This is a genomic window from Enterobacter sp. I4, assembly GCF_022669095.1.
GTDB lineage: Bacteria > Pseudomonadota > Gammaproteobacteria > Enterobacterales > Enterobacteriaceae > Enterobacter > Enterobacter pasteurii.
The window spans coordinates 1-22810 of the sequence record NZ_JALBUO010000003.1 but is presented as its reverse complement, the minus strand read 5'-3'; the positions used below and the strand labels follow the sequence as shown (position 1 = coordinate 22810).

At 60.8% G+C, this 22810-nt stretch carries 21 protein-coding genes and 1 pseudogene; 11 read left to right on the top strand and 11 right to left on the bottom strand.

The window, feature by feature from the left end:
* Positions 1–38 precede the first annotated feature (38 nt).
* The 3 genes from pncA to sppA all read right to left on the bottom strand — a co-directional run bounded on the left by pncA (position 39) and on the right by sppA (position 3625).
* Positions 39–680, bottom strand: a complete 642-nt coding sequence (gene pncA, locus MOQ06_RS19315) for a bifunctional nicotinamidase/pyrazinamidase (RefSeq protein WP_242174485.1) — start codon at positions 678–680, stop codon at positions 39–41.
* 9 nt (positions 681–689) lie between these two features.
* Complete coding sequence (gene ansA / locus MOQ06_RS19310) at positions 690–1706, bottom strand: asparaginase (RefSeq protein WP_032673734.1); 1017 nt, start codon at positions 1704–1706, stop codon at positions 690–692.
* 62 nt (positions 1707–1768) lie between these two features.
* On the bottom strand, positions 1769–3625 hold the full coding sequence (sppA, locus tag MOQ06_RS19305; RefSeq protein ID WP_242174484.1) for a signal peptide peptidase SppA: 1857 nt from the start codon (positions 3623–3625) through the stop codon (positions 1769–1771).
* A gap of 167 nt (positions 3626–3792) precedes the next feature.
* On the opposite strand from sppA, the gene MOQ06_RS19300 reads away from it, so the two are divergent.
* The 3 genes from MOQ06_RS19300 (at position 3793) to MOQ06_RS19290 (ending at position 7416) form a co-directional block, all read left to right on the top strand.
* Complete coding sequence (locus tag MOQ06_RS19300) at positions 3793–4344, top strand: NAD(P)H nitroreductase (protein WP_242174482.1); 552 nt, start codon at positions 3793–3795, stop codon at positions 4342–4344.
* Between the two features lie 116 nt (positions 4345–4460).
* Positions 4461–5504, top strand: coding sequence for a selenide, water dikinase SelD (gene selD / locus MOQ06_RS19295; protein WP_148419127.1), 1044 nt, complete (start codon positions 4461–4463; stop codon positions 5502–5504).
* Between the two features lie 4 nt (positions 5505–5508).
* Positions 5509–7416, top strand: a complete 1908-nt coding sequence (locus MOQ06_RS19290) for a DNA topoisomerase III (RefSeq protein WP_242174480.1) — start codon at positions 5509–5511, stop codon at positions 7414–7416.
* 68 nt (positions 7417–7484) lie between these two features.
* Here the strand turns inward: MOQ06_RS19290 and gdhA are convergent, their stop codons facing one another.
* Positions 7485–8828 (bottom strand): NADP-specific glutamate dehydrogenase, encoded by a 1344-nt coding sequence (gene gdhA, locus MOQ06_RS19285; RefSeq protein WP_242174479.1) that lies wholly within the window; start codon positions 8826–8828, stop codon positions 7485–7487.
* 225 nt (positions 8829–9053) lie between these two features.
* Between gdhA and MOQ06_RS19280 the strand changes: the two genes are divergently transcribed.
* Positions 9054–9326 carry a YnjH family protein gene (locus MOQ06_RS19280; protein ID WP_242174478.1) on the top strand — a complete coding sequence of 91 codons (273 nt, stop codon included), beginning with the start codon at positions 9054–9056 and terminating at the stop codon, positions 9324–9326.
* On the opposite strand, the gene MOQ06_RS19275 is transcribed toward MOQ06_RS19280, so the two are convergent.
* The gene (locus MOQ06_RS19275) at positions 9286–9702 is read right to left on the bottom strand and encodes a pyrimidine (deoxy)nucleoside triphosphate diphosphatase (RefSeq protein ID WP_274857156.1); all 417 of its coding nucleotides are present in this window, start codon (positions 9700–9702) and stop codon (positions 9286–9288) included. The two genes, MOQ06_RS19280 and MOQ06_RS19275, sit on opposite strands and share 41 nt — an antisense overlap.
* A gap of 75 nt (positions 9703–9777) precedes the next feature.
* On the opposite strand from MOQ06_RS19275, the gene MOQ06_RS19270 reads away from it, so the two are divergent.
* Together MOQ06_RS19270 and MOQ06_RS19265 are read left to right on the top strand one after the other, a co-directional pair.
* Complete coding sequence (locus MOQ06_RS19270) at positions 9778–10350, top strand: carboxymuconolactone decarboxylase family protein (protein ID WP_242174477.1); 573 nt, start codon at positions 9778–9780, stop codon at positions 10348–10350.
* Complete coding sequence (locus tag MOQ06_RS19265) at positions 10340–10957, top strand: CDP-alcohol phosphatidyltransferase family protein (RefSeq protein WP_242174475.1); 618 nt, start codon at positions 10340–10342, stop codon at positions 10955–10957. Before MOQ06_RS19270 ends, MOQ06_RS19265 begins: the two co-directional genes overlap by 11 nt.
* Here MOQ06_RS19265 and MOQ06_RS19260 read toward each other — a convergent pair.
* The 6 genes from MOQ06_RS19260 to xthA form a co-directional block, all read right to left on the bottom strand.
* Positions 10954–12261 carry a sulfurtransferase gene (locus tag MOQ06_RS19260; protein ID WP_242174472.1) on the bottom strand — a complete coding sequence of 436 codons (1308 nt, stop codon included), beginning with the start codon at positions 12259–12261 and terminating at the stop codon, positions 10954–10956. The genes MOQ06_RS19265 and MOQ06_RS19260 overlap by 4 nt on opposite strands.
* Before the next feature lie 73 nt (positions 12262–12334).
* Complete coding sequence (locus MOQ06_RS19255) at positions 12335–12955, bottom strand: ATP-binding cassette domain-containing protein (protein WP_176610583.1); 621 nt, start codon at positions 12953–12955, stop codon at positions 12335–12337.
* Entirely contained in the window at positions 12955–14484 is a 1530-nt protein-coding gene (locus tag MOQ06_RS19250) for a thiamine ABC transporter permease (RefSeq protein WP_242174470.1), read from the bottom strand. Before MOQ06_RS19250 ends, MOQ06_RS19255 begins: the two co-directional genes overlap by 1 nt.
* Positions 14457–15626: an ABC transporter substrate-binding protein gene (locus MOQ06_RS19245; RefSeq protein ID WP_242174469.1), complete on the bottom strand. Its 1170-nt coding sequence runs from the start codon at positions 15624–15626 to the stop codon at positions 14457–14459. Before MOQ06_RS19245 ends, MOQ06_RS19250 begins: the two co-directional genes overlap by 28 nt.
* 6 nt (positions 15627–15632) lie before the next feature.
* The gene (locus MOQ06_RS19240; RefSeq protein WP_148419105.1) at positions 15633–16316 is read right to left on the bottom strand and encodes a TVP38/TMEM64 family protein; all 684 of its coding nucleotides are present in this window, start codon (positions 16314–16316) and stop codon (positions 15633–15635) included.
* A gap of 6 nt (positions 16317–16322) precedes the next feature.
* Positions 16323–17129: an exodeoxyribonuclease III gene (xthA, locus tag MOQ06_RS19235; RefSeq protein WP_242174467.1), complete on the bottom strand. Its 807-nt coding sequence runs from the start codon at positions 17127–17129 to the stop codon at positions 16323–16325.
* Positions 17130–17562: 433 nt separating this feature from the next.
* On the opposite strand from xthA, the gene MOQ06_RS19230 reads away from it, so the two are divergent.
* The 5 genes and pseudogenes from MOQ06_RS19230 to MOQ06_RS19210 form a co-directional block, all read left to right on the top strand.
* Positions 17563–18783: an aspartate aminotransferase family protein gene (locus tag MOQ06_RS19230; protein ID WP_242174465.1), complete on the top strand. Its 1221-nt coding sequence runs from the start codon at positions 17563–17565 to the stop codon at positions 18781–18783.
* Complete coding sequence (gene astA / locus MOQ06_RS19225) at positions 18780–19814, top strand: arginine N-succinyltransferase (protein WP_176610578.1); 1035 nt, start codon at positions 18780–18782, stop codon at positions 19812–19814. Before MOQ06_RS19230 ends, astA begins: the two co-directional genes overlap by 4 nt.
* The gene (gene astD, locus MOQ06_RS19220) at positions 19811–21298 is read left to right on the top strand and encodes a succinylglutamate-semialdehyde dehydrogenase (protein ID WP_242174463.1); all 1488 of its coding nucleotides are present in this window, start codon (positions 19811–19813) and stop codon (positions 21296–21298) included. Before astA ends, astD begins: the two co-directional genes overlap by 4 nt.
* Positions 21285–22610, top strand: a complete 1326-nt coding sequence (gene astB / locus MOQ06_RS19215; protein WP_242174461.1) for an N-succinylarginine dihydrolase — start codon at positions 21285–21287, stop codon at positions 22608–22610. The genes astD and astB overlap by 14 nt, the downstream gene beginning before the upstream one ends.
* A gap of 9 nt (positions 22611–22619) precedes the next feature.
* Positions 22620–22810: pseudogene (locus MOQ06_RS19210) on the top strand (succinylglutamate desuccinylase); the annotation flags it as partial.

Genomic DNA, 22810 nt, shown 5'->3' with positions numbered 1-22810 from the left:
GAGTGCCGGGTAAGCGCAAGCGCCACCCGGCAAAAGCATCAGGCCTGCGTTTCCAGCCAGTCGGCCAGCGTATAAAGCGTTGCGCCTTCGGCAGCCATGTCCATAAAAGCCTGGGCGCTGTCCTGCGGCTGAAGGTTCACCCCGCGACAGCCGTCGGTAATGACGTTAACCGTGTAGCCAAGCTGGAGCGCGTCGAGCACGGTGAACTTCACGCAGTAGTCCGTCGCCAGCCCCAGCACGATCAGCTCGGTGATTTCGTGATGGCGCAGCCAGGCGTCGAGCGCCGTTTTCTGACGATGTCCGTTATCAAAAAACGCGCTGTAGCTGTCGATAAGCGGATCTTCGCCTTTATGGAACACCGCGTCGATGGCCTTCTGGTTCAGCAGCGGATGCAGCTCTGCACCTTCCGTTTGCTGAACGCAGTGATCCGGCCAGAAGGTTTGCGCCAGCCCGTCGAGTTCGCCCTGAGTGAAAGGCTCCACGCTATGCTGGCTGGCAAAACTGCCGTGGTTTGCCGGATGCCAGTCCTGGCTTGCGACCACCGCTTCGCCGCGGGCTTTGCACCAGTCAATCAGCGTGTTTGCCACGTCCACGGTGCTGTCACCTTCGGCGACGGCCAGCGCGCCGCCCGCACAGAAATCATTTTGCAAATCGACCAGTAACAGGGCGCGTTGCTTCATGGGAACTCCTTATTCGTCCGGCGTCAGCTCACCGCGCAGGTTTTGCATCATCGCGCGGCGAATGGAATCTATATCCAGATCCTGACTCAGTAAATAGTGAAGTTTAGTCAGGGTTGCCTCAACGGTCATATCGAAACCGCTGATAACGCCCGCGTGCGCCAGGGCATTACCGGTGGCATAGCCGCCCATGTTGACCTTACCGGACATACACTGGGTGAGGTTGACCACCACAATTCCGCGATCGCTTGCCTCCTGTAGCTCCTTCAGGAACTCACCGTTTTGCGGCGCGTTACCCACGCCATAGGAACGCAGGATCAGCGCCTTCACCGGCTGGCGCAGGAAGTTGCGCACCACGTCGGCGGAGATGCCCGGATAAATCGTCACCACGCCAATCGGCTGCGGGGTGATCGGGTGAACAATCAGCTCGCCCGCGGTGTTTGGCGCAGGCGGCGTGCCCAGACGACGGATATGGATACCCGCTTCCAGCAGCGGCTGCAGGTTCGGTGAGGCAAACGCGTCAAAGCCGTCGGCGTGCGCTTTGGTGGTGCGGTTGCCGCGGTAAAGGCGGTTGTTGAAGAACAGCGACACTTCGTTGATCGGGTAGTTGGCCGCAACGTACAGGGAGTTAAGCAGGTTGATCTGCCCGTCTGAACGCAGTTCCGCCAGCGGGATCTGCGAGCCCGTCACGATGACCGGCTTGCTCAGGTTCTCCAGCATGAAGGAGAGCGCCGAGGCGGTAAACGCCATGGTGTCGGTGCCGTGCAGGATCACGAAGCCGTCGTACTGGTCATAATGGGCTTTAATGTCATCCGCAATATGCTGCCAGTCTTCCGGCGTCATGTCGGAGGAGTCCATCAGCGGCTCGTATTCGTGGATGGTGAAGTCCGGCATTTCCGGGCGATGGAATTCGGGCATCAGCGCCAGCTGGCGCTGCAGGTGGCCGGAAACCGGGATATAGCCGTTTTCAGAGCGCTGCATACCGATGGTACCGCCGGTATAGGCGACATAAATTGATTTCTTCTGCATGATAGTGAGTTCTTGTTCTTCAAAAGAAAAAATCCCCTCTTCGCGGGAAGAGGGGACGGGTTTTAACGGACGTTCGCGCAGGTCAGGCAAAACGCGTAACGACTCTGTGGATCGTTGAAGGCCGCGAGCCTGTCGCTCTCAGCTTTCATCGCGCTGGCTGCGGTGGCGACCGGTGCTGGCAGGTAAGCCTGAAGCGCTTCCGGCAGCATGGCGCGAACGGAGCCGGACATGCTGTCCACGATCATATCGAAGAACGTAGGTTCGTCCTGATAGTAGTCCACGTGCCACTGCTTCAGTTTGGCCAGCTCTGCCGCTTTCTTCACCGCATCATCAAAGTCGCCCAGGCTGTCTACCAGACCGTTGCTTTTTGCATCCTGGCCTGTCCAGACGTGGCCCTGAGCAATCTGGTCGATCTGATCTGGCGTCTTTTTACGGGAATCAGCAACCAGCGTGATAAAGCGCTTATAGCCGCTCTCAATGCTGAGCTGCATCATCTCTGACACCTCAGGCGGCAGCGATTTCGTCACGGACACGTCGGCCAGCGGTGAGGTGGAAACGCCATCGGTATGAACGCCAAGATAATCAAGGCTGTTTTCAACGGTGTTGATAACCCCGAAGATGCCAATCGAGCCGGTCAGGGTGCTCGGGTTAGCGACGATGTAGTTAGCAGGCGTTGAGATCCAGTATCCCCCGGACGCCGCCATGCCGCCCATGGAAACAACAACCGGTTTACCCGCGGCGCGGGCGGCGGCCAGCTCCGCACGGATCACCTCTGAGGCGCTGACGCTGCCGCCAGGACTGTTTACGCGCAGGACAATCGCCTTCACTTTCGGATCGAGGCGGGCATCGCGGATCTGCGAGGCAGTGGTATCTCCGCCCACGTTCCCCGGCGTTTCCTGACCGTCCATGATGGCACCGTTAGCAAACACCACTGCAACGCTGTCGCCGCTGTCGTCCGGTTTTTTCGCGGCGTAGTCATACATGCTGATGGCGCTGTAGTTTTTGTCTTCTTTGCTCCAGCCGAACTGTTTGGTGAGCGCTTTTTCAATCTCGGCGCTGGAGCCCAGACGATCGACCAGCTTGTTATCGAGCGCGTATTTCGCCGTATCGCCATCCACCTTACGCAGACCGTCCAGCACGCCGCGCGCGCCCGGGAAGATCTGTTCAGGGGTCATCTGACGGTTAGCGGCAATGGTGCCGAGGTAGTTCTGCCACAGCTCGCCGATCCAGCGGCTGTCCGCTTCACGGGCCGCCGGGGACATATCATCGCGGATAAACGGCTCTACGGCAGACTTATAGGTCCCGACGCGGAAGACGTGGGTGGTGACCTTCAGCTTGTCGAGCAGCGATTTGTAGTACAGACCGTTCGTGGCAAAGCCATGCAGGTCGACCGTGCCCTGCGGAGAGAGCCAGATTTTGTTAGCAAAGCTCGCCAGATAATATTGCCCCTGGGTGTAGCTGTCGCCGACGGCAATCACCGGTTTACCGCTGTCGCGGAATTCGCGCAGCGCTTTACCGATGTACTGCATCGAAGGCTGATCGGCACCGGCAAAATCTTTCAGATCCAGCACGATACCGGTAATGTTGCGATCGTCTTTGGCCTGACGGATCGTGTCGACGATATCAAACAGGGAGTTTTCCTGCAGGCGGTCAGACGTTGCGCCGAACAGCTGGCGGCCAATCACGCCCAGACGGTTGCTGGTGGAGGGCTTATCGACAATTACCCCGGTGATATCGAGGAGCAGCGCGCCGCGCGTCGAGTTCTGCGACTGGCTGGCGCTGCTGAGATGCATCCAGATACCTGCGCAGACCAGTACCAGGAAGATGAAGAAGATATTCATCACCAGGTTGCGGACGAAGTTGAGCAGTCGCCACGTCCATTTAAAGAAACCGGCAAAGATTCGCCAAAGGGTTCGCATGTATTCTCCCTAACCAGAAAATGACTGTTTCCGTCGCCACGGGACGGTAATGTGCGGTTATCGTAATGACCCAACCGCCACTTGTCAGCAGGAATCGCCTGCCACGCTGTAACAAATTCTGCTGTCGTGTTAATTTTGTGAGTAAATTTCAAGAAAGGAGTTAACCAATGGACGCACTAGAACTGCTTGTTAACCGTCGTAGCGCTTCCCGCCTGGCTGAACCGGCACCGGTCGGCGAGCAGCTGGAAAACATTCTGCTTGCCGGAATGCGTGCGCCGGACCATGGCACCTTACAGCCGTGGCACTTCTTTATCATTGAAGGCGAAGGACGCGATCGCTTCAGCCAGCTGCTGGAGCAGGGCGCTGTAGCCGCCGGTCAGGATGAAAAGGGTATTGATAAAGCCCGCAACGCGCCGTTCCGCGCGCCGATGATCGTTGCCGTGGTCGCGAAGTGCAGGGCCGATCATAAGGTGCCGGTCTGGGAGCAGGAAATGTCCGCCGGCTGCGCCGTGATGGCGATGCAGATGGCCGCCGTCGCGCAGGGCTTTAACGGCATCTGGCGTACCGGTCCGCTGACCGAAAGCGCCGCCGTGCGGGAAGGGTTCTCCTGCGGTGAGCACGATAAAATTGTCGGTTTCCTCTATCTCGGTACCCCGCAGCTTAAAGCGTCCAGCACCATTAGCGTGCCGGACACCACGCCTTTCGTCAGCCGTTTTTAATCCCACGCGCTAAACTGTCTGGATTCTGAGCATCCGCCGCAGAATTCAGACAGTCATACTTACCTCTTTATGGAATGAGCGCTACCATAGCGCGATTGCAATGACAGGAGATGTCCATGAGCGAGCAAACCATTCGTTTAACGCAATACAGCCACGGAGCCGGTTGCGGTTGTAAAATTTCCCCAAAAGTGCTGGAAACCATCCTGCACAGTGAACAGGCGAAGTTTGTCGACCCGAACCTGCTTGTCGGTAACGAAACGCGTGACGATGCAGCGGTTTATGACTTAGGTAACGGCACCAGCATTATCAGCACCACCGATTTCTTTATGCCGATCGTCGACAACCCGTTCGACTTCGGCCGCATTGCGGCCACCAACGCCATCAGCGATATCTTCGCGATGGGCGGTAAGCCCATCATGGCGATCGCTATTCTGGGCTGGCCGATCAACACCATCCCGCCGGAAATCGCCCGCGACGTGATTGAAGGCGGACGCTTTGCCTGTCAGCAGGCGGGGATCGCCCTGGCAGGTGGTCACTCTATCGATGCACCTGAGCCGATCTTCGGCCTGGCCGTCACCGGCGTAGTGCCGACCGAGCGCGTGAAGCGTAACAGCACCGCGCAGGCGGGCTGTAAGCTGTACCTGACCAAGCCGCTGGGCATTGGCGTACTGACCACCGCCGAGAAAAAATCCCTGCTGAAGCCCGAGCACAAAGGTCTGGCTACAGAAGTCATGTGCCAGATGAACCTCGCGGGTGCGGCGTTTGCGAGTATCGACGGCGTGAAGGCAATGACCGACGTGACCGGTTTTGGTCTGCTCGGGCACCTGTCCGAAGTGTGCCAGGGGGCGGGCGTGCAGGCGCAGATCTGGTATCAGGACGTGCCGAAGCTGCCGGGCGTGGAGGAGTACATTGCCCAGGGCGCGGTGCCGGGCGGTACGCAGCGCAACTTCGCCAGCTACGGCCACCTGATGGGCGAGATGCCTGAAGAATGGCGCAACCTGCTGTGCGATCCGCAAACCTCCGGCGGCCTGCTGCTGGCGGTCACCCCGGAAGCGGAAGCTGACGTGCAGGCGACGGCCGCCGAGTTTGGCATTACCCTGACGGCGATCGGCGAGCTGGTAACCGCCCGCGGCGGCCGCCCGATGATTGAGATCCGTTAATTCGATGCGGTTGTTTATTGCCGAAAAGCCGAGCCTGGCGCGCGCCATCGCCGACGTGCTGCCTAAGCCGCATCGCAAAGGCGACGGCTTTATCGAATGCGGTAACGGGCAGGTTGTCACCTGGTGCATCGGCCACCTGCTTGAGCAGGCGCAGCCGGATGTCTACGACAGCCGCTATGCCCGCTGGAACCTCAGCGATCTGCCGATTGTCCCGGAAAAGTGGCGCCTGCAACCCCGACCTTCCGTCACCAAACAGCTCAACGTCATCAAGCGCTTTCTGCATGAGGCGACGGAGGTTGTCCACGCGGGTGACCCGGACAGGGAAGGGCAGCTGCTGGTGGACGAGGTGCTGGACTATCTTGAGCTGGCACCCGAAAAACGCCAGCAGGTGCAGCGCTGCCTGATCAACGACCTCAACCCGCAGGCGGTTGAGCGCGCGATTTCGCGCCTGCGCGCCAACAGCGAGTTTATTCCGCTGTGCGTCTCCGCGCTGGCGCGGGCGCGCGCCGACTGGCTGTACGGGATCAACATGACCCGCGCCTACACGATCCTGGGGCGCAATGCGGGCTATCAGGGCGTGCTCTCCGTGGGCCGCGTGCAGACCCCGGTGCTGGGCCTGGTGGTGCGTCGTGACGAAGAGATCGAGAATTTCGTCGCGAAAGACTTCTTTGAGGTTAAAGCGCATATCGTCACGCCGAAAGACGAACGCTTTACCGCCGTCTGGCAGCCGAGCGATGCCTGTGAATCGTATCAGGATGAAGAGGGTCGCCTGCTGCATCGCCCGTTGGCGGAGCACGTGGTCAACCGCATTACCGGCCAGCCCGCTATCGTCACCAGCTATAACGATAAACGGGAACCAGAACCCGCGCCGCTGCCGTTCTCCCTGTCGGCGTTACAGATTGAGGCCGCCAAAAAATTTGGCCTCAGCGCGCAGAACGTGCTCGATATCTGCCAGAAGCTCTACGAAACCCATAAGCTTATCACCTATCCGCGTTCGGACAGCCGCTATCTCCCGGAAGAACATTTTGCCGGACGTCACGCGGTGATGAACGCCATCGGCGTGCACGCGCCGGATCTGCTTCCTCAGCCGGTCGTTAACCCGGACACCCATAACCGCTGCTGGGACGATAAAAAAGTCGATGCCCACCACGCGATTATCCCGACGGCGCGCGCCAGCAGCGTCAACCTGACCGACAACGAAGCGAAGGTCTATAACCTGATTGCCCGTCAGTACATGATGCAGTTCTGCCCGGACGCGGTGTTTCGCAAGTGCGTCATTGAGCTGGACATCGCCAAAGGCAAATTTATTGCCAAAGCGCGTTTTCTGGCGGAAGCGGGCTGGCGCACCCTGCTTGGCAACAAAGAGCGTGACGAGGAGAACGACGGCACGCCGCTGCCGGTGGTGGCTAAAGACGATGAGCTGTTGTGTGAGAAGGGCGAAGTGATAGAGCGTCAGACCCAGCCGCCGCGTCACTTCACCGACGCGACGCTGCTGTCCGCCATGACCGGGATCGCCCGCTTTGTGCAGGACAAAGATCTGAAGAAGATCCTTCGCGCGACCGACGGGCTGGGTACGGAAGCGACGCGAGCAGGGATCATCGAACTGCTGTTCAAGCGCGGTTTCCTGGAGAAAAAGGGACGTTACATCCACTCAACGGAACCGGGCCGGGCGCTCATACATTCCCTTCCTGAGCTTGCGGCAAGGCCGGACATGACGGCGCACTGGGAGTCGGTGCTGACGCAAATCAGCGAAAAGCAGTGCCGTTACCAGGACTTTATGCAGCCGCTGGTCGGGACGCTTTACCAGCTGATTGACCAGGCGCGCAGCACGCCGGTGAAGCGGTTCAGGGGAATGGTGGCGCCGGGCGGCGGTGCGAAGAAACCGTTTAAAAAGAAAAAGAGCGCGGCCTGATACGCCCGTTTTTTCCCTCTCCCCGTGGGAGAGGGCCGGGGTGAGGGGCCCCGGCCGCACGATAAAACTTAAATCACACCCTGCCCAATCATTGCATCCGCCACCTTCACGAACCCGGCAATGTTCGCCCCGCGCACGTAGTTGGTCTGCGAGGCCTCGCCGCCGTACTCCACGCAGGCATGGTGAATATCAAGCATGATGTGATGCAGGCGGGCATCCACTTTCTCTGCCTTCCAGCCCATTCTTGCGGCGTTCTGCGCCATTTCCAGGCCGGACGTTGCCACGCCGCCCGCGTTCGCCGCCTTGCCCGGCGCAAACAGCACGCCCGCGTCGAGGAACAGGTCTGTCGCTTCGATGGTGGTAGGCATGTTCGCCCCTTCCGCTACCGCTTTTACGCCATTGCTAATCAACGTACGGGCGGCCTCCACGTCCAGCTCGTTTTGCGTCGCGCACGGCAGGGCGATATCCACCGGCACGCCCCACGGCTGTTTACCTTCCAGATAGGTCAGGCCAAACTCGCGGGCATAATCTGCCACGCGGCCGTCGCGGCTGGCTTTAATGTCGCACAGGCGCGCCAGTTTTTCTGCCGTAAAGCCGGCTTCATCCACCACGGTACCGCTGGAGTCGGAGGCGGTAACCACGCGCGCGCCGAACGCCATCGCTTTCTCGATAGCGTACTGAGCCACGTTGCCGGAGCCGGAGACCGCCACGCGCATCCCCTCAAAGCTCAGCCCGTGACGCTTGAGCATCGCTTCGGTGAAATAGACCAGGCCGTAGCCCGTCGCTTCAGGGCGAATCAGGCTGCCGCCAAACGACAGGCCTTTGCCGGTAAAGACGCAGGCGCTGTTGTTGGAAAGCTTTTTCATCATCCCGGCCATAAAGCCCACTTCACGCCCGCCCACGCCGATATCTCCGGCAGGTACGTCGGTGTCCGGGCCAAGGTGGCGATAGAGTTCGGTAACCAGCGCCTGGCAGAAGCGCATCAATTCACCTTCGCTTTTACCTTTCGGATCGAAATCACTGCCGCCTTTTCCGCCGCCCATCGGCAGGGTAGTGAGCGCGTTTTTGAAGGTCTGCTCGAAGCCGAGGAATTTAAGGATCGACAGGTTCACCGAAGGGTGGAAGCGCATTCCGCCCTTAAACGGCCCAATGGCGGAGTTAAACTGCACGCGCCACGCGCGGTTCACCTGCACCTGATTGCGGTCGTCCACCCATGCCACGCGGAACTGGATCACGCGCTCGGGCTCCACCAGGCGTTCGAGCAGCGCCATCTGGCGGTAACGCGGATTTTCTTCAAGGAAGGGCCACAGGGTGGTCATCACTTCACGAACGGCCTGGGCAAACTCGCTTTGGTGCGGGTCGCGCTGCTGAACGTGGGCAAGGAAGCTTTCCAGAGAGCGTGTCTGATCCATAGATATAAGAACCTCTTATAATATTTTATGCGCGTGGCGTAGATGTTTTGTGTCGTTTTTTTGACTATACCACCCGCACCGCTTTGAGAGGCAAGCAGAAATGCAGCCCGAAAGGGAAATTAATGACGAGGCGCGCGTCATAACCAAAAGCGATGATGCGATAAATTAAAGATCCCGTCCCGATCTACCGTTATAGATATAAACGATGCAAAGGAAATAAAGTCTATGAACCGTTACGCAATGACCGCGATATGTTTGACGTTATCCGCAGGCGCGCAGGCTGACCGCTTTCGACCGGATGTCGAGGTTAACGTGCCGCCGGAGGTCTTTAGCAGCGGCGGCCAGCGTGCCCAGCCGTGCAATCAGTGCTGTATCTATCAGGATCAAAACTACTCAGAAGGCGCGGTGGTCAGGGCGGATGGCGTGCTGCTGCAGTGCCAGCGCGATGAGCGCACCATCAGTACGAACCCGCTGGTCTGGCGTCGCGTAAAAGAATAAACGCCTCAAGCAGCGGAATATCCGCCGGGGCTAAATCATAGGCGAAAGCCTCTTCCGGCGTGCACCACACCAGCGCCGAGTGGTAATGCGCCCTGAGCTCGCCGCTAAAGTCGGGCACGTGCCAGGCGTGGAGATGGATCAGACGCTGCGACACCTCCCGCTGGTGGCTTGCCACGTACCGCGCGGGTACGGCCTCAATGCCGAGTTCTTCACGCAGTTCGCGGATCAGCGCCTGTGGCTGGGTCTCTCCGGCTTCAACCTTGCCCCCTGCAAACTCCCACATCCCGGGCTGATCGGCATGGGCTGGACGCTGCGCCAGTAAAATTTTGCCCTCTTTTTCGAGGATGGCCGCAACAACATCGAGTGTTTTCAGCATGTTCGTCAATAATTAATAGCGGAAAACGACATATTATCGTCCCCTTTCAAAGAGTCCAGTCATCAGGAGAATCAGGTGAAAGAGACATCCGCCTGGGTTGCCCCCATCGAATCCCTTCCCGTCAGCCTCAAGCCCATTGCCGCCATGCAGAAAAAACATTTTGGCGCGGTGCTTAATCCCACCCGCTGGTGGGGGCGCATGCCGCGTCTTTTCTGGCTGGTGGCGCTGTTTGTCGGCTATCTGGAGCGGCGCCAGGCGCGTTTGTCCCCGGCGCTGCGATCGCTGCTGATGACCCGCGTCTCGCAGATTTGCCACTGCGCATTTTGTATCGATGCCAACAGCCTGCGTCTGGCCGAGCGGAGCGGGGCGCTGGATAAAGTGCAGGCCGTTAGCGACTGGCAAACGTCTACCCTGTTCAGCGAGGAGGAGCGCGCCGCGCTGGCCTTTGCGGAAGCGGTCACCGCCACGCCGCCTCGTGTCGATGACAGCATCAAAAGCCAGCTAAAGCGCCACTTTACGCAGGACGCTATCACCGAAATGACGGCCCTGATTGCGTTTCAGAACCTGTCCGCCCGCTTCAATGCGGCACTCGATATTCCGGCTCAGGGGCTGTGCGCCACGTTTAAAGGAAAACCGCATGCTGGATAAACATCTGCATCCCCGGCTGAAGCCCTGGCTGAACCAGCTGGCTGCCGCGCTGGATAAGCCGTTTATCACGCCCGACGGGCTAACGCTCGTCGGGTTTGCCGCAGGCGCGCTGGCGTTGCCCTTTCTGGCGCTCGGCTGGTACCCGGCGGCGCTGGTCGCCATTGTGCTGAACCGGCTGCTGGATGGGCTGGACGGCGCGCTGGCGCGTCGACGCGGCCTGACGGACGCGGGAGGATTTCTTGATATCGCCCTCGACTTCCTGTTTTACGCCCTGGTGCCGTTTGGCTTTGCGCTGGCTGCACCGGCTGAAAATGCGCTGGCCGCCGCCTGGCTGCTGTTCGCGTTTATCGGCACGGGCAGCAGCTTCCTCGCCTTCGCCGCGCTGGCCGCGAAACACGATATTGATAATCCAGGCTATGCGCACAAGTCGTTTTATTACATCGGAGGTTTGACGGAAGGGACGGAGACCATCGCGCTGTTTGTGCTGTGCTGCCTGTTTCCGGCGCACTTCACGCTGTTTGCCTGGGCGTTTGGCGCGCTGTGCTGGCTGACCACCACAACGCGCGTCTGGAGCGGTTACGCGACGCTGAGATCGCTCAACCGCTAGCGTGAACTCTCGGGGCCGCGCTCGCCGCGGGAGACCGGGTTTTGCGGATGGCTACTCCATTCGTACCAGCCTCCGTCATAGACCGCGACGTTCTGCCAGCCCATGGCGCGGGCGTACATAAAGGCTTCAGAGGCGCGCCAGCCGGTACCACAGTAAAACGCAACGTGCTGTTCCGGCAGGATATTCCACGTTTTCCACATGGCGGCGATATCGTCGGCGCTGCGCATGGTGCCGTCCGGGTTGTGGAAGTCTTCCATGTGGGTCGCGTCGCTGCCCGCGTGGCCCCAGCGCGCGCCGGCAATTTCACCTTTCGGCTTGATATAGCTGTAGCCGCTGGTTTCGCCGGTGAATTCCGGCCAGGAGCGAATACTCACCAGCGACGCATCCTGACGGTGCAGCATCCCGCGGGCCCGATCCATATCCACCATCAGCTGGGGCTGGCCCGGGATCGGCGCGCCAAAATCAGGGGCTGGCTTCACGCTTGCAGGCGTACCGCGTTCAACGGGCAGGTTTGCGTCGGACCACGCCCTCCAGCCGCCGTCCAGAATGCGCACATCCTTCACGCCCGCGTAGAGCATAATCTGCGCCACGCGCGCGGCGGCATAGACGTCACGACCGTACAGAATGACGGTGGTATCGTGACGGATCCCGTGCTTCGCCAGCATCACTTTCAGCGCCTCGTCAGAGACTTTATTCCACAGCGGCTCGCTTTCCACTTCGTTGGTGTCGATGTAGCCCGCGCCGGGAATATGGCTCAGCAGATACAGCTTTGGCGCGCCCCATCCGGCCTCAATCACCTTCCAGTCGCCTGCCGGTGCTGCCGTAACCGGCTTGCCCTGCTGTAGCCGGTGGATCCACTGCGGATAGATCAGCTGCTCGAAGTGCGCCAGCCGCTGCAGGCGATCGGCCTGCTGTAGGGCATCGCTCAGGGTGGTGATGCGGCTAAAGCCCGCTTTTTCCAGCCGCGCTTTGACGGCCCGGTTGTCTTCATCGCTGCCATAGAGCGCAATTGGCGCGTCCGGCGAAAGACGATGCCGCGTTGTCCAGCCGCTGAGCTGGTCATCGCTCATCGTCCCAAGCCAGCTGGCGGAGAGATTAAGCGCGGCGGGCTCATGTCCGGACGTTCCGCTCAGGGTTTGCGGCCAGCCGTTATAGAACGCGCTGATACGCGTATCGATTACCGCGCCGTTCTGTGCCTGTAGCTGGGCCAGCGTGAGGGCGTGGGGCATATCAGCCGCCGTGGAGGAGAGTGAGGCGAGGCCGCAGAGCAGGGCCAGCGCGGTCAGTTGAGAAACACGTTTCATCGAAAAACCTGACGTCATCAAAAGGGGATGGCATTGTCGTCTCTCCTGCCGCCAAAAACATTGCGTTAGCACATTATTGCCAGCGAGAAATTTCAATCACCTGCCCGCCGGGGGGAATATCGTCCTCATCGTGCGTGACCAGCACTACCGGAATAGCGCGCTGGCGAGCCACCTCAAATACCCAGGCGCGAAATGACGCGCGCAGCGCTTTATCAAGGCGGCTGAACGGCTCGTCGAGCAGCAGCGCCTGCGGCTCGGCGAGCAGGGCGCGCAGCAGGCTGACCCGGGCGCGCTCGCCGCCCGACAGGGTGGCCGGATCGCTGGCGTAGTGGTTTGCCAGCCCGGCTGACGCCAGGGCCTGCTCTACCGCCTGGCGACGTGCGCGCCCGGCGACGCGCGCCGGCAGCGCCAGCATCAGGTTTTGCCCAACGCTGAAGGCGTCAAACAGCAGGGCATCCTGAAACAGGATGCCGATCCCGCGCGCTTCCACGGCGAGGGTATCGCAGCGACGATCGTTCAGCCACAGCTCGCCGTGCGCCTTAAAATCAGCGGACAATGCCCCCACCATCCAGGAAAAAAGGGTCGATTTGCCGCTGCCGGATGGCCCCATCAGCGTCACGATCTCACCCGCCGGGACGCTGAAGTTCACATCATGAAACAGGGGGGAGATGGTGAGATTTTTCACGTTCAGCATTAACGTAATCCTTGTCGGTAGCGGCCTGCGAGCCGCGAGATCAGCGCGGCAAGGGCGAATACGCTGCTGGTCAACAGCAGCAGGCCCAGCGCCCGGGACGCCAGAACGGGAACGCTGCCGCCGCTGCTGAGGGCAACCGCCTCCGTCGTCAGCGTGGCGAAGCGTCCAGCCCCCAGCCAGAGGGTGGGCATGTACTGCGCCATGCTCACGGAAAATCCGGTGGCAAAGGCCAGCAGGGCCGGACGAACCATCAGGGGGCATTTCACTAACCAGAAAATTTTCGCCTGTTCCCATCCCAGCGTTCTGGCGGTCAGGATCAGGCGGGGATCGAGCCTGCGCCAGGCCGGCTGCAGCACCAGAAGCATCCACGGGATAACCCAGAGCAAATGGCTCCAGAGCACGGCGGCGTACTGACCGTCGATGCCCAGCCGCAGCGCAACGGCATACTGCCCGGACACAAGCGGCAGTGCGGGAAGCGCAAGCGGCAGCCAGATCCACCGCGCGCCGCGCGGCGGTCCCCACTCAAGCCAGAGAAAGAGGAGCGCCAGCGCAAGCAGGCTGGACAGCAGCCCCAGCGACAGGCTGTCGCTGACCGGGCCGACCTCGTCCCGACCCGCCAGCATCAGCAGGACAATGGCACAAAGCGCGCCGCACAGCGGCAGTAATCCGCCAAGGGTCCGCGCGGGCAACGCGCTGTGCGAAGCACGACGACGCCCCGAGACGTCAGGCTGCGAGCGCCGCCATGCGGCCCTGAGGCCGTATCCCGCCGCGGCCAGCGCGGCCAGCAGCAGGAGCAGCGCCAGGCACAGCAACGTTCCCTTTATCTGCTGCTGCGCATCGCCCTGGGTAAGCCACTGCCAGGCCAGCACCGCCAGCGTGGGCGGATTGCCCGGCCCGAGCACGATCGCCACATCCACCACGGAAAGCGACCAGGCGAGCACCGCCAGCATCACGGCGCCCAGCGCGGGGGCGATTGCCGGGATTATCAGCCAGCAGAGCGCCTGCATCCGTCCGTAGCCCAGGGTATGCAGCACAATCTTCTGCTGAGCGAGACGCTTCTCAGGCAGCGCGGCGTACAGCGCCCACAGGACGAACGCGCTCTCTTTGACCGCGAGCGTAAGCCCAAGCCCGATACCGTAGCGGTCAAGCTGCGGCGAGCAGAGCGTGCACATCCGGTAAAACGCGCCCCCTTCGGCGAACAGCAGCAGTGCGCTGGTGGCGAAGGCGACGTGCGGTACGGCTAACAGCCACGGCAGGCGGGCGGTCAGGCGCTGCCAGCCTTCACCCGGCCAGAGAAGCGCAAGCAGGCTCAGGGCGATAAACAGAGAGCCCAGCGTCGCGATAAGCGATGAAACCAGCGTGGCAGCCAGCGCCTGCGGCAGCTGCGGGTCGGCAAACAGCGCCGCCCAGCCGGCGGGGGAAAACGCCGGTGCGAGCAGCATTCCGCTGGCGGGAAGCAGCGGCAGATAGATGGCTGCCATAGCAGCCCACGCCAGCCCGGCTAGCGGGTACCGTAGCGGCGAAGCCATTCCTGATCCAGGGCGTTAACCCAGGCGGCGTGCGGTTCGGGAAGCACGTCAGGGGTGCCAGCGGGCGTAAATAGACGAAGCCGTTTTGCCTCATCCGCAGGCAGCCTGTCGGCATCCAGCACGCTCGGGTCACCCCAGACGGCAGGATCGGCTTTGCGGATCTGCGCCTGCGGTGAAAGCAGAAAGTTCGCCACGACTTTTGCGCCCGCGCTCGCGCCGGCATTTGCCGGGATAGCGACAAAATGGACGTTGCCGAGCATGCCCTGACGAAAGCCGAAGCTGTAGCTGTCGGCAGGCAGTTCACCGTTCGCCACCTTTTGCCGCGCGTGAGCGGGGTTGAAGGTTAGCGACAGGTTAAGGCTGCCGCTGGCGAGAAGGGTATCCATGCGCGCGGGCGAGGCGGGAAAATCGTTCCCTTCGCGCCAGAGCAGGGGATGCAGGGTATCAAGGTAGGCCCACAGCATAGCGGTGACCTGGGCAAAGGTGCCGTCAGGCGCTTTTTTTAACGCGTCCGGGCGGGCGGTCAGCGTTAAAAGCAGCTGCTCAAGAAACGCGGTGCCGGTAAAATCCGGCGGGCGCGGATAGCTCACCTTGCCAGGGTGCTGCTGCGCGTAGGCCAGCAGCGCCTGCGGATCTGCCAAAGGTGTCGGCATGCTCGCTTTCCGGGCGATAAAGGTCAGCTGCGCGCCGCCCCACGGTGATTCCGCCCCGTCGGTCGGGACGGCAAAATCTTCCGTCACCGGCTTACGGGTATCGACGTAGCGCCAGTTGGGCAGGGTCTGCGCCCAGCCGCTGAGCAGCAGGTTTGCCTCTTTCAGCGTGCGGAAATTTTCGCCGTTCACCCAGAGCAGATCCACCGACCCGTTGCTGCCGCGTCCCGCGGCCCGTTCCGTCTGGATCCGTTTGACCGCGTCGGCGGCATCGGCCAGATGAACGATCTTAAGGTTAATGGCGTAGTGCGTTTTCATTTCGCCGCTTACCCAGTCGAGATAGCGGTTAACGGCCCCATCGCCGCCCCAGGCGTTAAACCAGACGGTCTGCCCTTTAGCCTGCTGTTGAATGGTCTGCCAGCCCTCTGCGGCAGCGGAAGACGTTGCCAGCAGCAGGCCAGTCAGAAACGCGCAAAAACGCACCCGGCGCATAATGCCTCACTTTTTATTCGAAGGGTTGTAACGGGAAAACAGCCAGCGAGTGACCAGCGGTAATAGCCCTAATAGTGTAAAGGCGAACAGCAATCCCGGCGACAGAATATCGCGCAGCGAGGCGAGTTTCCCCAGCTCGCGTCCCGCGTTCAGATAGATGACGGTGGCGGGCAGCATGGCAAGCTGGCTTACCCACCAGTAGCGACGCACCGTAATCCTGGTCAGCCCCATCAGCAGGTTGACCAGAAAAAAGGGGAACAGCGGCATCAGGCGCAGGGCAAAAAGGTAGCGCGCGCCGTCGCGCGCCATTCCCGCATCGATCGTTTGCATCTGGGCGGCAAAGCGCCGCTGAACCCCGTTGCGCAGCAGGTAGCGGCTGGCGAGCATGGCAAGCGTCGCGCCGAGCGTTGAGGCAAATGAAACCAGCAGCACCGCCTCCCACAGGCTGAACAGCGCCCCGCCGAGCAGCGTCAGAAGGGCCGCGCCGGGTATCGACAGCGCGGAGACCGCGACGTAAACCGCAAAATAGAACAGCGCACTCTGAACGGGCGCCTGCTCCACCCGATCGAGCAACGTTTGCTGGTGCATTTTTAACGCGTCGAGGGTGAGGGTGCCCGGAGGAAGCAAAACAACGATCGAAACAAATGCGCCCGTAAGGGCGCACAGGAGAATGGATTTTTTTACGTTCACCGGAAGTTACAGCTTGAACGTTGCCCATACGGGCGCATGGTCGGACGGCTTTTCCATGCTGCGGATGTCATAGTCGATTCCGGTTTCGATGCAGCGCTCGGCCAGCGGCGAACTGGCAAGAAGCAGATCGATGCGCAGGCCGCGGTTGTCATCGAAGCCTTTCGAGCGGTAGTCAAACCACGAGAAGCGGTCCTGCGTTTCCGGGTTGGCATTACGGAAGGTATCCACCAGACCCCAGCCGAGCAGGCGCTCCATCCACTCGCGCTCTTCCGGCAGGAAGGAGCATTTACCGGTGCGCAGCCAGCGCTTGCGGTTCTCTTCGCCAATGCCGATATCCAGATCCGTCGGGCTGATGTTCATGTCGCCCATGATCAGCACCGGATTCTCTTTTTTAAGCTCGGTTGCCAGGTAGTTTTGCAGGTCCTGGTAAAACTTGGCCTTGGCCGGGAATTTGGTTTCATGATCGCGGCTTTCACCCTGCGGGAAATAGCCGTTGATAACGGTAATGTTGCCCAGTGCGGAAGGAATTTCCGCCATGATGATGCGGCGCTGCGCCTCTTCCCCGTCGCCCGGGAAGCCACGACGCACCGAAACCGGCGTGTCTTTAGTCAGTAGCGCAACGCCGTAGTGGCCTTTCTGTCCGTGGTAAAAGACGTTATAGCCCAGCTTTGTTACCTCTTCGAGAGGGAACATATCGTCGTGAACTTTTGTCTCCTGCAGGCCGATCACATCTGGCTGATGTTGCTCAACAATCGCTTGAAGCTGATGAGGGCGGGCACGCAGGCCGTTGATATTAAAAGAGACAAATTTCATAGTCGCTGCCAATGCAAGGTGAATAGTGGAAGGATGGTAGCAGAATTTGCGTCGTCTGTTATCCGCTTCGCCCAATTACTGCGACAGATAATGCCGGTGGTGCAATATTTGCACCATTTCAACGCGCGTTGCTCTCTGACAGGGCGTAAATAACCAATAAATTTCGCGAGCGATCACAATTCCAGAATTATATTTGGCTTCTGCATACTCTTTCTTGTTTTCATGCCGCAAAGCGCCGCTTACCGTAAAAATATTCACTTATTATGCATTAACAGTGAATAACTCCATATTCTAACCCGTTGATATTCTGTTACCTCCTCCCTTTTATGCATTTTTATCGCTGGCTGGCACGAACGCTGCAATCTACATTCACAGTGCAAACACTCAATTATTTAACATTTAAACAACCTTTTATTTACCGGATGAGGTCGCTATGTCTCTGTCAATTACGCGTGAAAATTTCGATGAATGGATGATGCCGGTATACGCTCCGGCGGCTTTTATTCCGGTACGTGGGGAAGGCTCGCGCCTGTGGGATCAGCAGGGCAAGGAGTACATCGACTTTGCGGGTGGCATTGCGGTAAATGCGCTGGGCCATGCGAACCCGGCGCTGCGTCAGGCGCTGAACGATCAGGCGGCGAAGTTCTGGCACACCGGCAACGGGTATACCAACGAGCCCGCGCTGCGTCTGGCGAAGAAGCTGATCGACGCCACGTTTGCAGAAAAAGTCTTTTTCTGTAACTCCGGGGCGGAAGCTAACGAAGCGGCGCTGAAGCTGGCGCGTAAGTATGCCCACGATAAATTTGGCGCGCACAAGAGCGGGATCGTCGCGTTCAGGAACGCGTTCCATGGCCGCACGCTGTTTACCGTCAGCGCGGGCGGTCAGCCCTCGTATTCGCAGGATTTTGCACCGCTGCCGCCCGATATCCGTCACGCGGCGTACAACGATTTGCAGTCCGCCAACGAGCTGATTGACGACGCCACCTGCGCGGTGATCGTGGAGCCCATGCAGGGCGAGGGCGGCGTCATGCCCGCGCAGCAGGCGTTCCTTCAGGGGCTGCGCGAGCTGTGCGACCGTCATAACGCGGTACTGATTTTTGACGAAGTGCAGACGGGCGTGGGCCGTACCGGCGAGCTGTACGCCTACATGCACTATGGCGTAACCCCGGATGTGCTGTCGACGGCCAAAGCGCTGGGCGGCGGCTTCCCGATCGGCGCGATGCTGACCACGGAAAAATTCGCCAGCGTGATGACCGTGGGCACGCACGGCACCACCTACGGCGGCAACCCGCTGGCAACGGCCGTGGCCGGACAGGTTCTGGATATCATCAATACCCCGGAAGTGCTGAAGGGTGTTAAACAGCGTCACGACTGGTTTGTGGAGCGTCTGAATGCCATAAACAGTAAGACCGGCCTGTTTAAAGAGATCCGCGGCCTGGGGCTGCTGATTGGCTGCGAACTCGCCCCCGAGTTTGCCGGCAAGGCGAAGCTGATTTCGCAGGAGGCGGCAAAACAGGGCGTGATGGTGCTGATTGCCGGTGCCAGCGTGGTGCGCTTTGCTCCTGCGCTGATCGTCAGCGAGGAAGAGGTAAGAACCGGGCTGGACCGTTTTGCGCTGGCCTGCGAAGCGGTGAAGGCCGGGGTGTCATCATGATGGTTATCCGTCCCGTTGCGCACGGCGATCTTGCCGGGCTTATGCAGCTTGCCGGTAAGACAGGCGGCGGGCTGACCTCGCTGCCTGCCGATGAAAAAACGCTGTCGGCGCGCATTGAGCGCGCCCTGCAAACCTGGCAGGGGACGTTGCCAAAGAGCGAACAGGGCTATGTGTTCGTACTGGAAGATACCGACACGGGAACCGTGGCGGGGATCTGCGCCATCGAGGTGGCCGTCGGGCTTAACGATCCCTGGTACAACTACCGCGTCGGCACGATGGTTCACGCCTCGAAAGAGCTGAACGTCTACAACGCGCTGCCGACGCTCTTTCTCTGCAATGACCATACCGGCGCCAGCGAGCTCTGCACGCTTTTCCTCGATCCGGACTGGCGCAAGGAGGGCAACGGCTATCTGCTTTCCAAATCACGCTTTATGTTCATGGCCGCCTTTCGCGACCGCTTCAACGAAAAGGTGGTTGCCGAGATGCGCGGCGTGATCGACGAGACAGGCTACTCGCCGTTCTGGGAGAGCCTGGGGGAACGCTTCTTCTCCATGGAGTTCAGCCGTGCGGACTACCTGTGCGGCACCGGCCAGAAGGCGTTTATCGCCGAGCTGATGCCGAAGCATCCTATTTATACCCATTTCTTAACGCCGGAGGCGCAGGCGGTGATTGGCGAGGTCCATCCGCAAACCGCTCCGGCCCGAGCGGTGCTGGAGAAAGAGGGGTTTCGCTACCGTAACTACGTCGACATCTTCGACGGCGGCCCCACGCTGGAATGCGACATCGACCGCGTGCGCGCCATCCGCAAGAGCCGTCTGGTTGAGGTCTCTGAAGGCCAGCCCGCGCCGGGCGAGTGGCCCGCCTGCCTGGTATCGAACGAGAATTACGCCAACTTCCGCGCCATGCTGGTGCGAACCAACCCGACCTGCGAGCGGCTGGTACTGACCGCCGCGCAGCTGGATGCCCTGAAATGTAACGCCGGCGACGCGGTTCGCCTGGTGCGACTCTGCCCTGAGGAGAAAACAGCATGACATTATGGATTAACGGCGACTGGATAACGGGCGAAGGCGAGGCGCGGATTAAAACCAATCCGGTGGGTCGGGAGGTGCTCTGGAAGGGAAACGACGCCAGCGCCGGACAGGTTGAGCAGGCCTGCCGCGCCGCACGCCGCGCGTTTCCGGCATGGGCGAAACGGCCTTTCACCGAGCGCCAGGCGCTGGTTGAGAAATTTGCGGCGCTGCTGGAGGCCAATAAAGCCGGGCTGACCCGCATTATCGCGTCCGAAACCAGCAAGCCGCGCTGGGAGGCGACAACCGAAGTCACGGCGATGATCAACAAAATCGCAATTTCGGTGAAGGCGTACCACGCCCGCACCGGCGAGCAGCATACCGAGATGCCGGACGGCGCCGCCACGCTGCGCCACCGTCCGCACGGGGTGCTGGCGGTGTTTGGCCCGTATAACTTCCCCGGGCATCTGCCGAACGGGCATATCGTCCCCGCGCTGCTGGCGGGCAATACCGTCATCTTCAAGCCGAGTGAGTTAACGCCGTTAACCGGCGAAGCGGTGGTGAAACTCTGGGAGCAGGCCGGGCTGCCGCCGGGCGTGCTGAATCTGGTGCAGGGCGGGCGTGAAACCGGTCAGGCGCTGAGCGCGCTGAGCGACGTTGACGGCCTGCTGTTCACCGGCAGTGCCGGAACGGGCTATCAGCTCCATCGCCAGCTGGCGGGGCAGCCGGAAAAAATTCTGGCGCTTGAGATGGGCGGCAATAACCCGCTGATCGTCGAGGATCCGGACGATATTGATGCCGCCGTGCACCTGACTATCCAGTCGGCCTTTATTACCGCCGGGCAGCGCTGCACCTGCGCGCGTCGTCTGCTGGTCAGGCGCGGCGCGCAGGGGGATGCATTCCTGAAGCGTCTGGTTGAGGTGAGCGCGCGTCTGGTGCCCGCCCGGTGGGATGCCGAGCCGCAGCCGTTTATTGGCGGGCTGATCTCCGAACAGGCCGCGCAGAACGTGCTGAAGGCCTGGCAGGATCGCGTCAACCGCGGGGCGAAAACCCTGCTGGAGCCGAAACAGGTAGCCCCCGGCACGTCGTTACTGACGCCGGGGATTATTGAGATGAGCGGCGCCGACGGCGTGCCGGACGAGGAGGTCTTTGGCCCGCTGCTGTGCGTCTGGCGCTATGACGATTTTGATGCGGCAATCGGGATGGCCAACAATACCCGATACGGCCTGTCGAGCGGCCTGATATCGCCGCACCGCGAGAAGTTCGAACAGCTGCTGCTCGAAGCGCGCGCCGGGATCGTGAACTGGAACAAACCGCTGACCGGGGCGGCGAGCACCGCGCCGTTTGGCGGCGTAGGCGCCTCGGGCAACCATCGCGCCAGCGCGTGGTATGCCGCTGATTACTGCGCGTGGCCGATGGCAAGCCTCGAAACCCCGTCGCTGACGCTGCCGGAGACGCTCAATCCGGGGCTGGATTTCACCCAGGGAGACGCCCATGAAAGCGCGTGAGGTTAACTTCGACGGGCTGGTGGGGCTGACGCACCACTATGCCGGGCTCTCCTTCGGGAATGAAGCCTCGACCAGGCACCGGTTCCAGGTTTCGAACCCGAAGCTGGCGGCGAAGCAGGGGCTGCTGAAAATGAAGGCGCTGTCCGATGCCGGTTTCCCGCAGGCGGTGATCCCGCCGCAGGAGCGCCCGAACGTGGCGGTGCTGCGCCAGCTGGGTTTTAGCGGCACGGATGAGCAGGTGGTGGAAAAAGCGGGCACACAGACGCCACACCTGCTTTCCGCGGCCAGCTCTGCCTCCTCGATGTGGGTGGCGAATGCCGCCACCGTCGCACCGTCGGCGGATACGCTGGACGGCAAAGTGCATCTCACCGTCGCTAACCTGAACAACAAATTTCACCGCGCCAGCGAAGCGGACACCACCTGGCGCGTGCTGCGCGCCATCTTTAATCATGACGCCCATTTTGAAGTGCATCAGGCGCTGCCGCAGGTCGCGATGTTTGGCGACGAAGGGGCGGCTAACCACAACCGTCTGGGCGGCGATTATGGCGATCCGGGGCTGCAGCTGTTTATCTACGGACGTGAGGAGGGCGGCCATCTCGCGCCGGTTCGCTATCCGGCGAGGCAAACCCTGGCCGCAAGCCAGGCGGTTGCCCGGCTGAACCAGGTTAATCCGTCCCAGGTCATTTTTGCTCAGCAAAATCCGCAGACGATCGACCAGGGCGTGTTCCATAACGACGTGATTGCCGTTTCCAACCGTCAGGTGCTGTTCTGCCACGAGCAGGCGTTCGTCCATCAGGAAAAGCTGCTGGCTACGCTGCGCGAGCGCGTGCCGGGATTTATGCCTATTCAGGTACCCACGCGGGCGGTTAGCGTGCAGGATGCCGTTGAAACCTACCTTTTCAACAGCCAGCTGCTGAGCCGGGATGACGGCAGCATGATGCTGGTGTTGCCCCAGGAGTCCCGCAATCATCAGGGCGTCTGGCGCTATCTCAGCGAGCTGGTGCAGGCGGATAATCCTGTTGATGAACTCCGCGTGTTCGATCTGCGGGAAAGTATGGCCAACGGCGGGGGACCGGCCTGTCTGCGCCTGCGCGTGGTGTTAACGCCGGACGAATTGCAGGCGGTGAATCCGGGGGTGATGATGAACGACGCGCTGTTCAACACCCTCAACGACTGGGTGGACCGCTACTATCGCGATCGTCTGGTTCAGGCCGATCTGGTCGATCCGCAACTGCTGCGTGAAGGCCGCGAGGCGCTGGATGCATTATCGACTATCCTGCAGCTGGGTTCGGTTTATCCGTTCCAGCGCTAAGGAGAGGGTATGGAGAATTTACTGGCGCTGACCCTGGCAGCAGAGACGCCGGAGCTGCAAGAGGGGGAAGGCCCCTCGTTCCACTGGCGGTGGCTGGGGCCGGGCGTGCTTGAGCTGACGCCGACAGGGGAGTATGACCTTTCGCTGCTGCTTTCTGCCGGCATTCACGGGAACGAAACGGCACCCGTGGAGATTGTCGA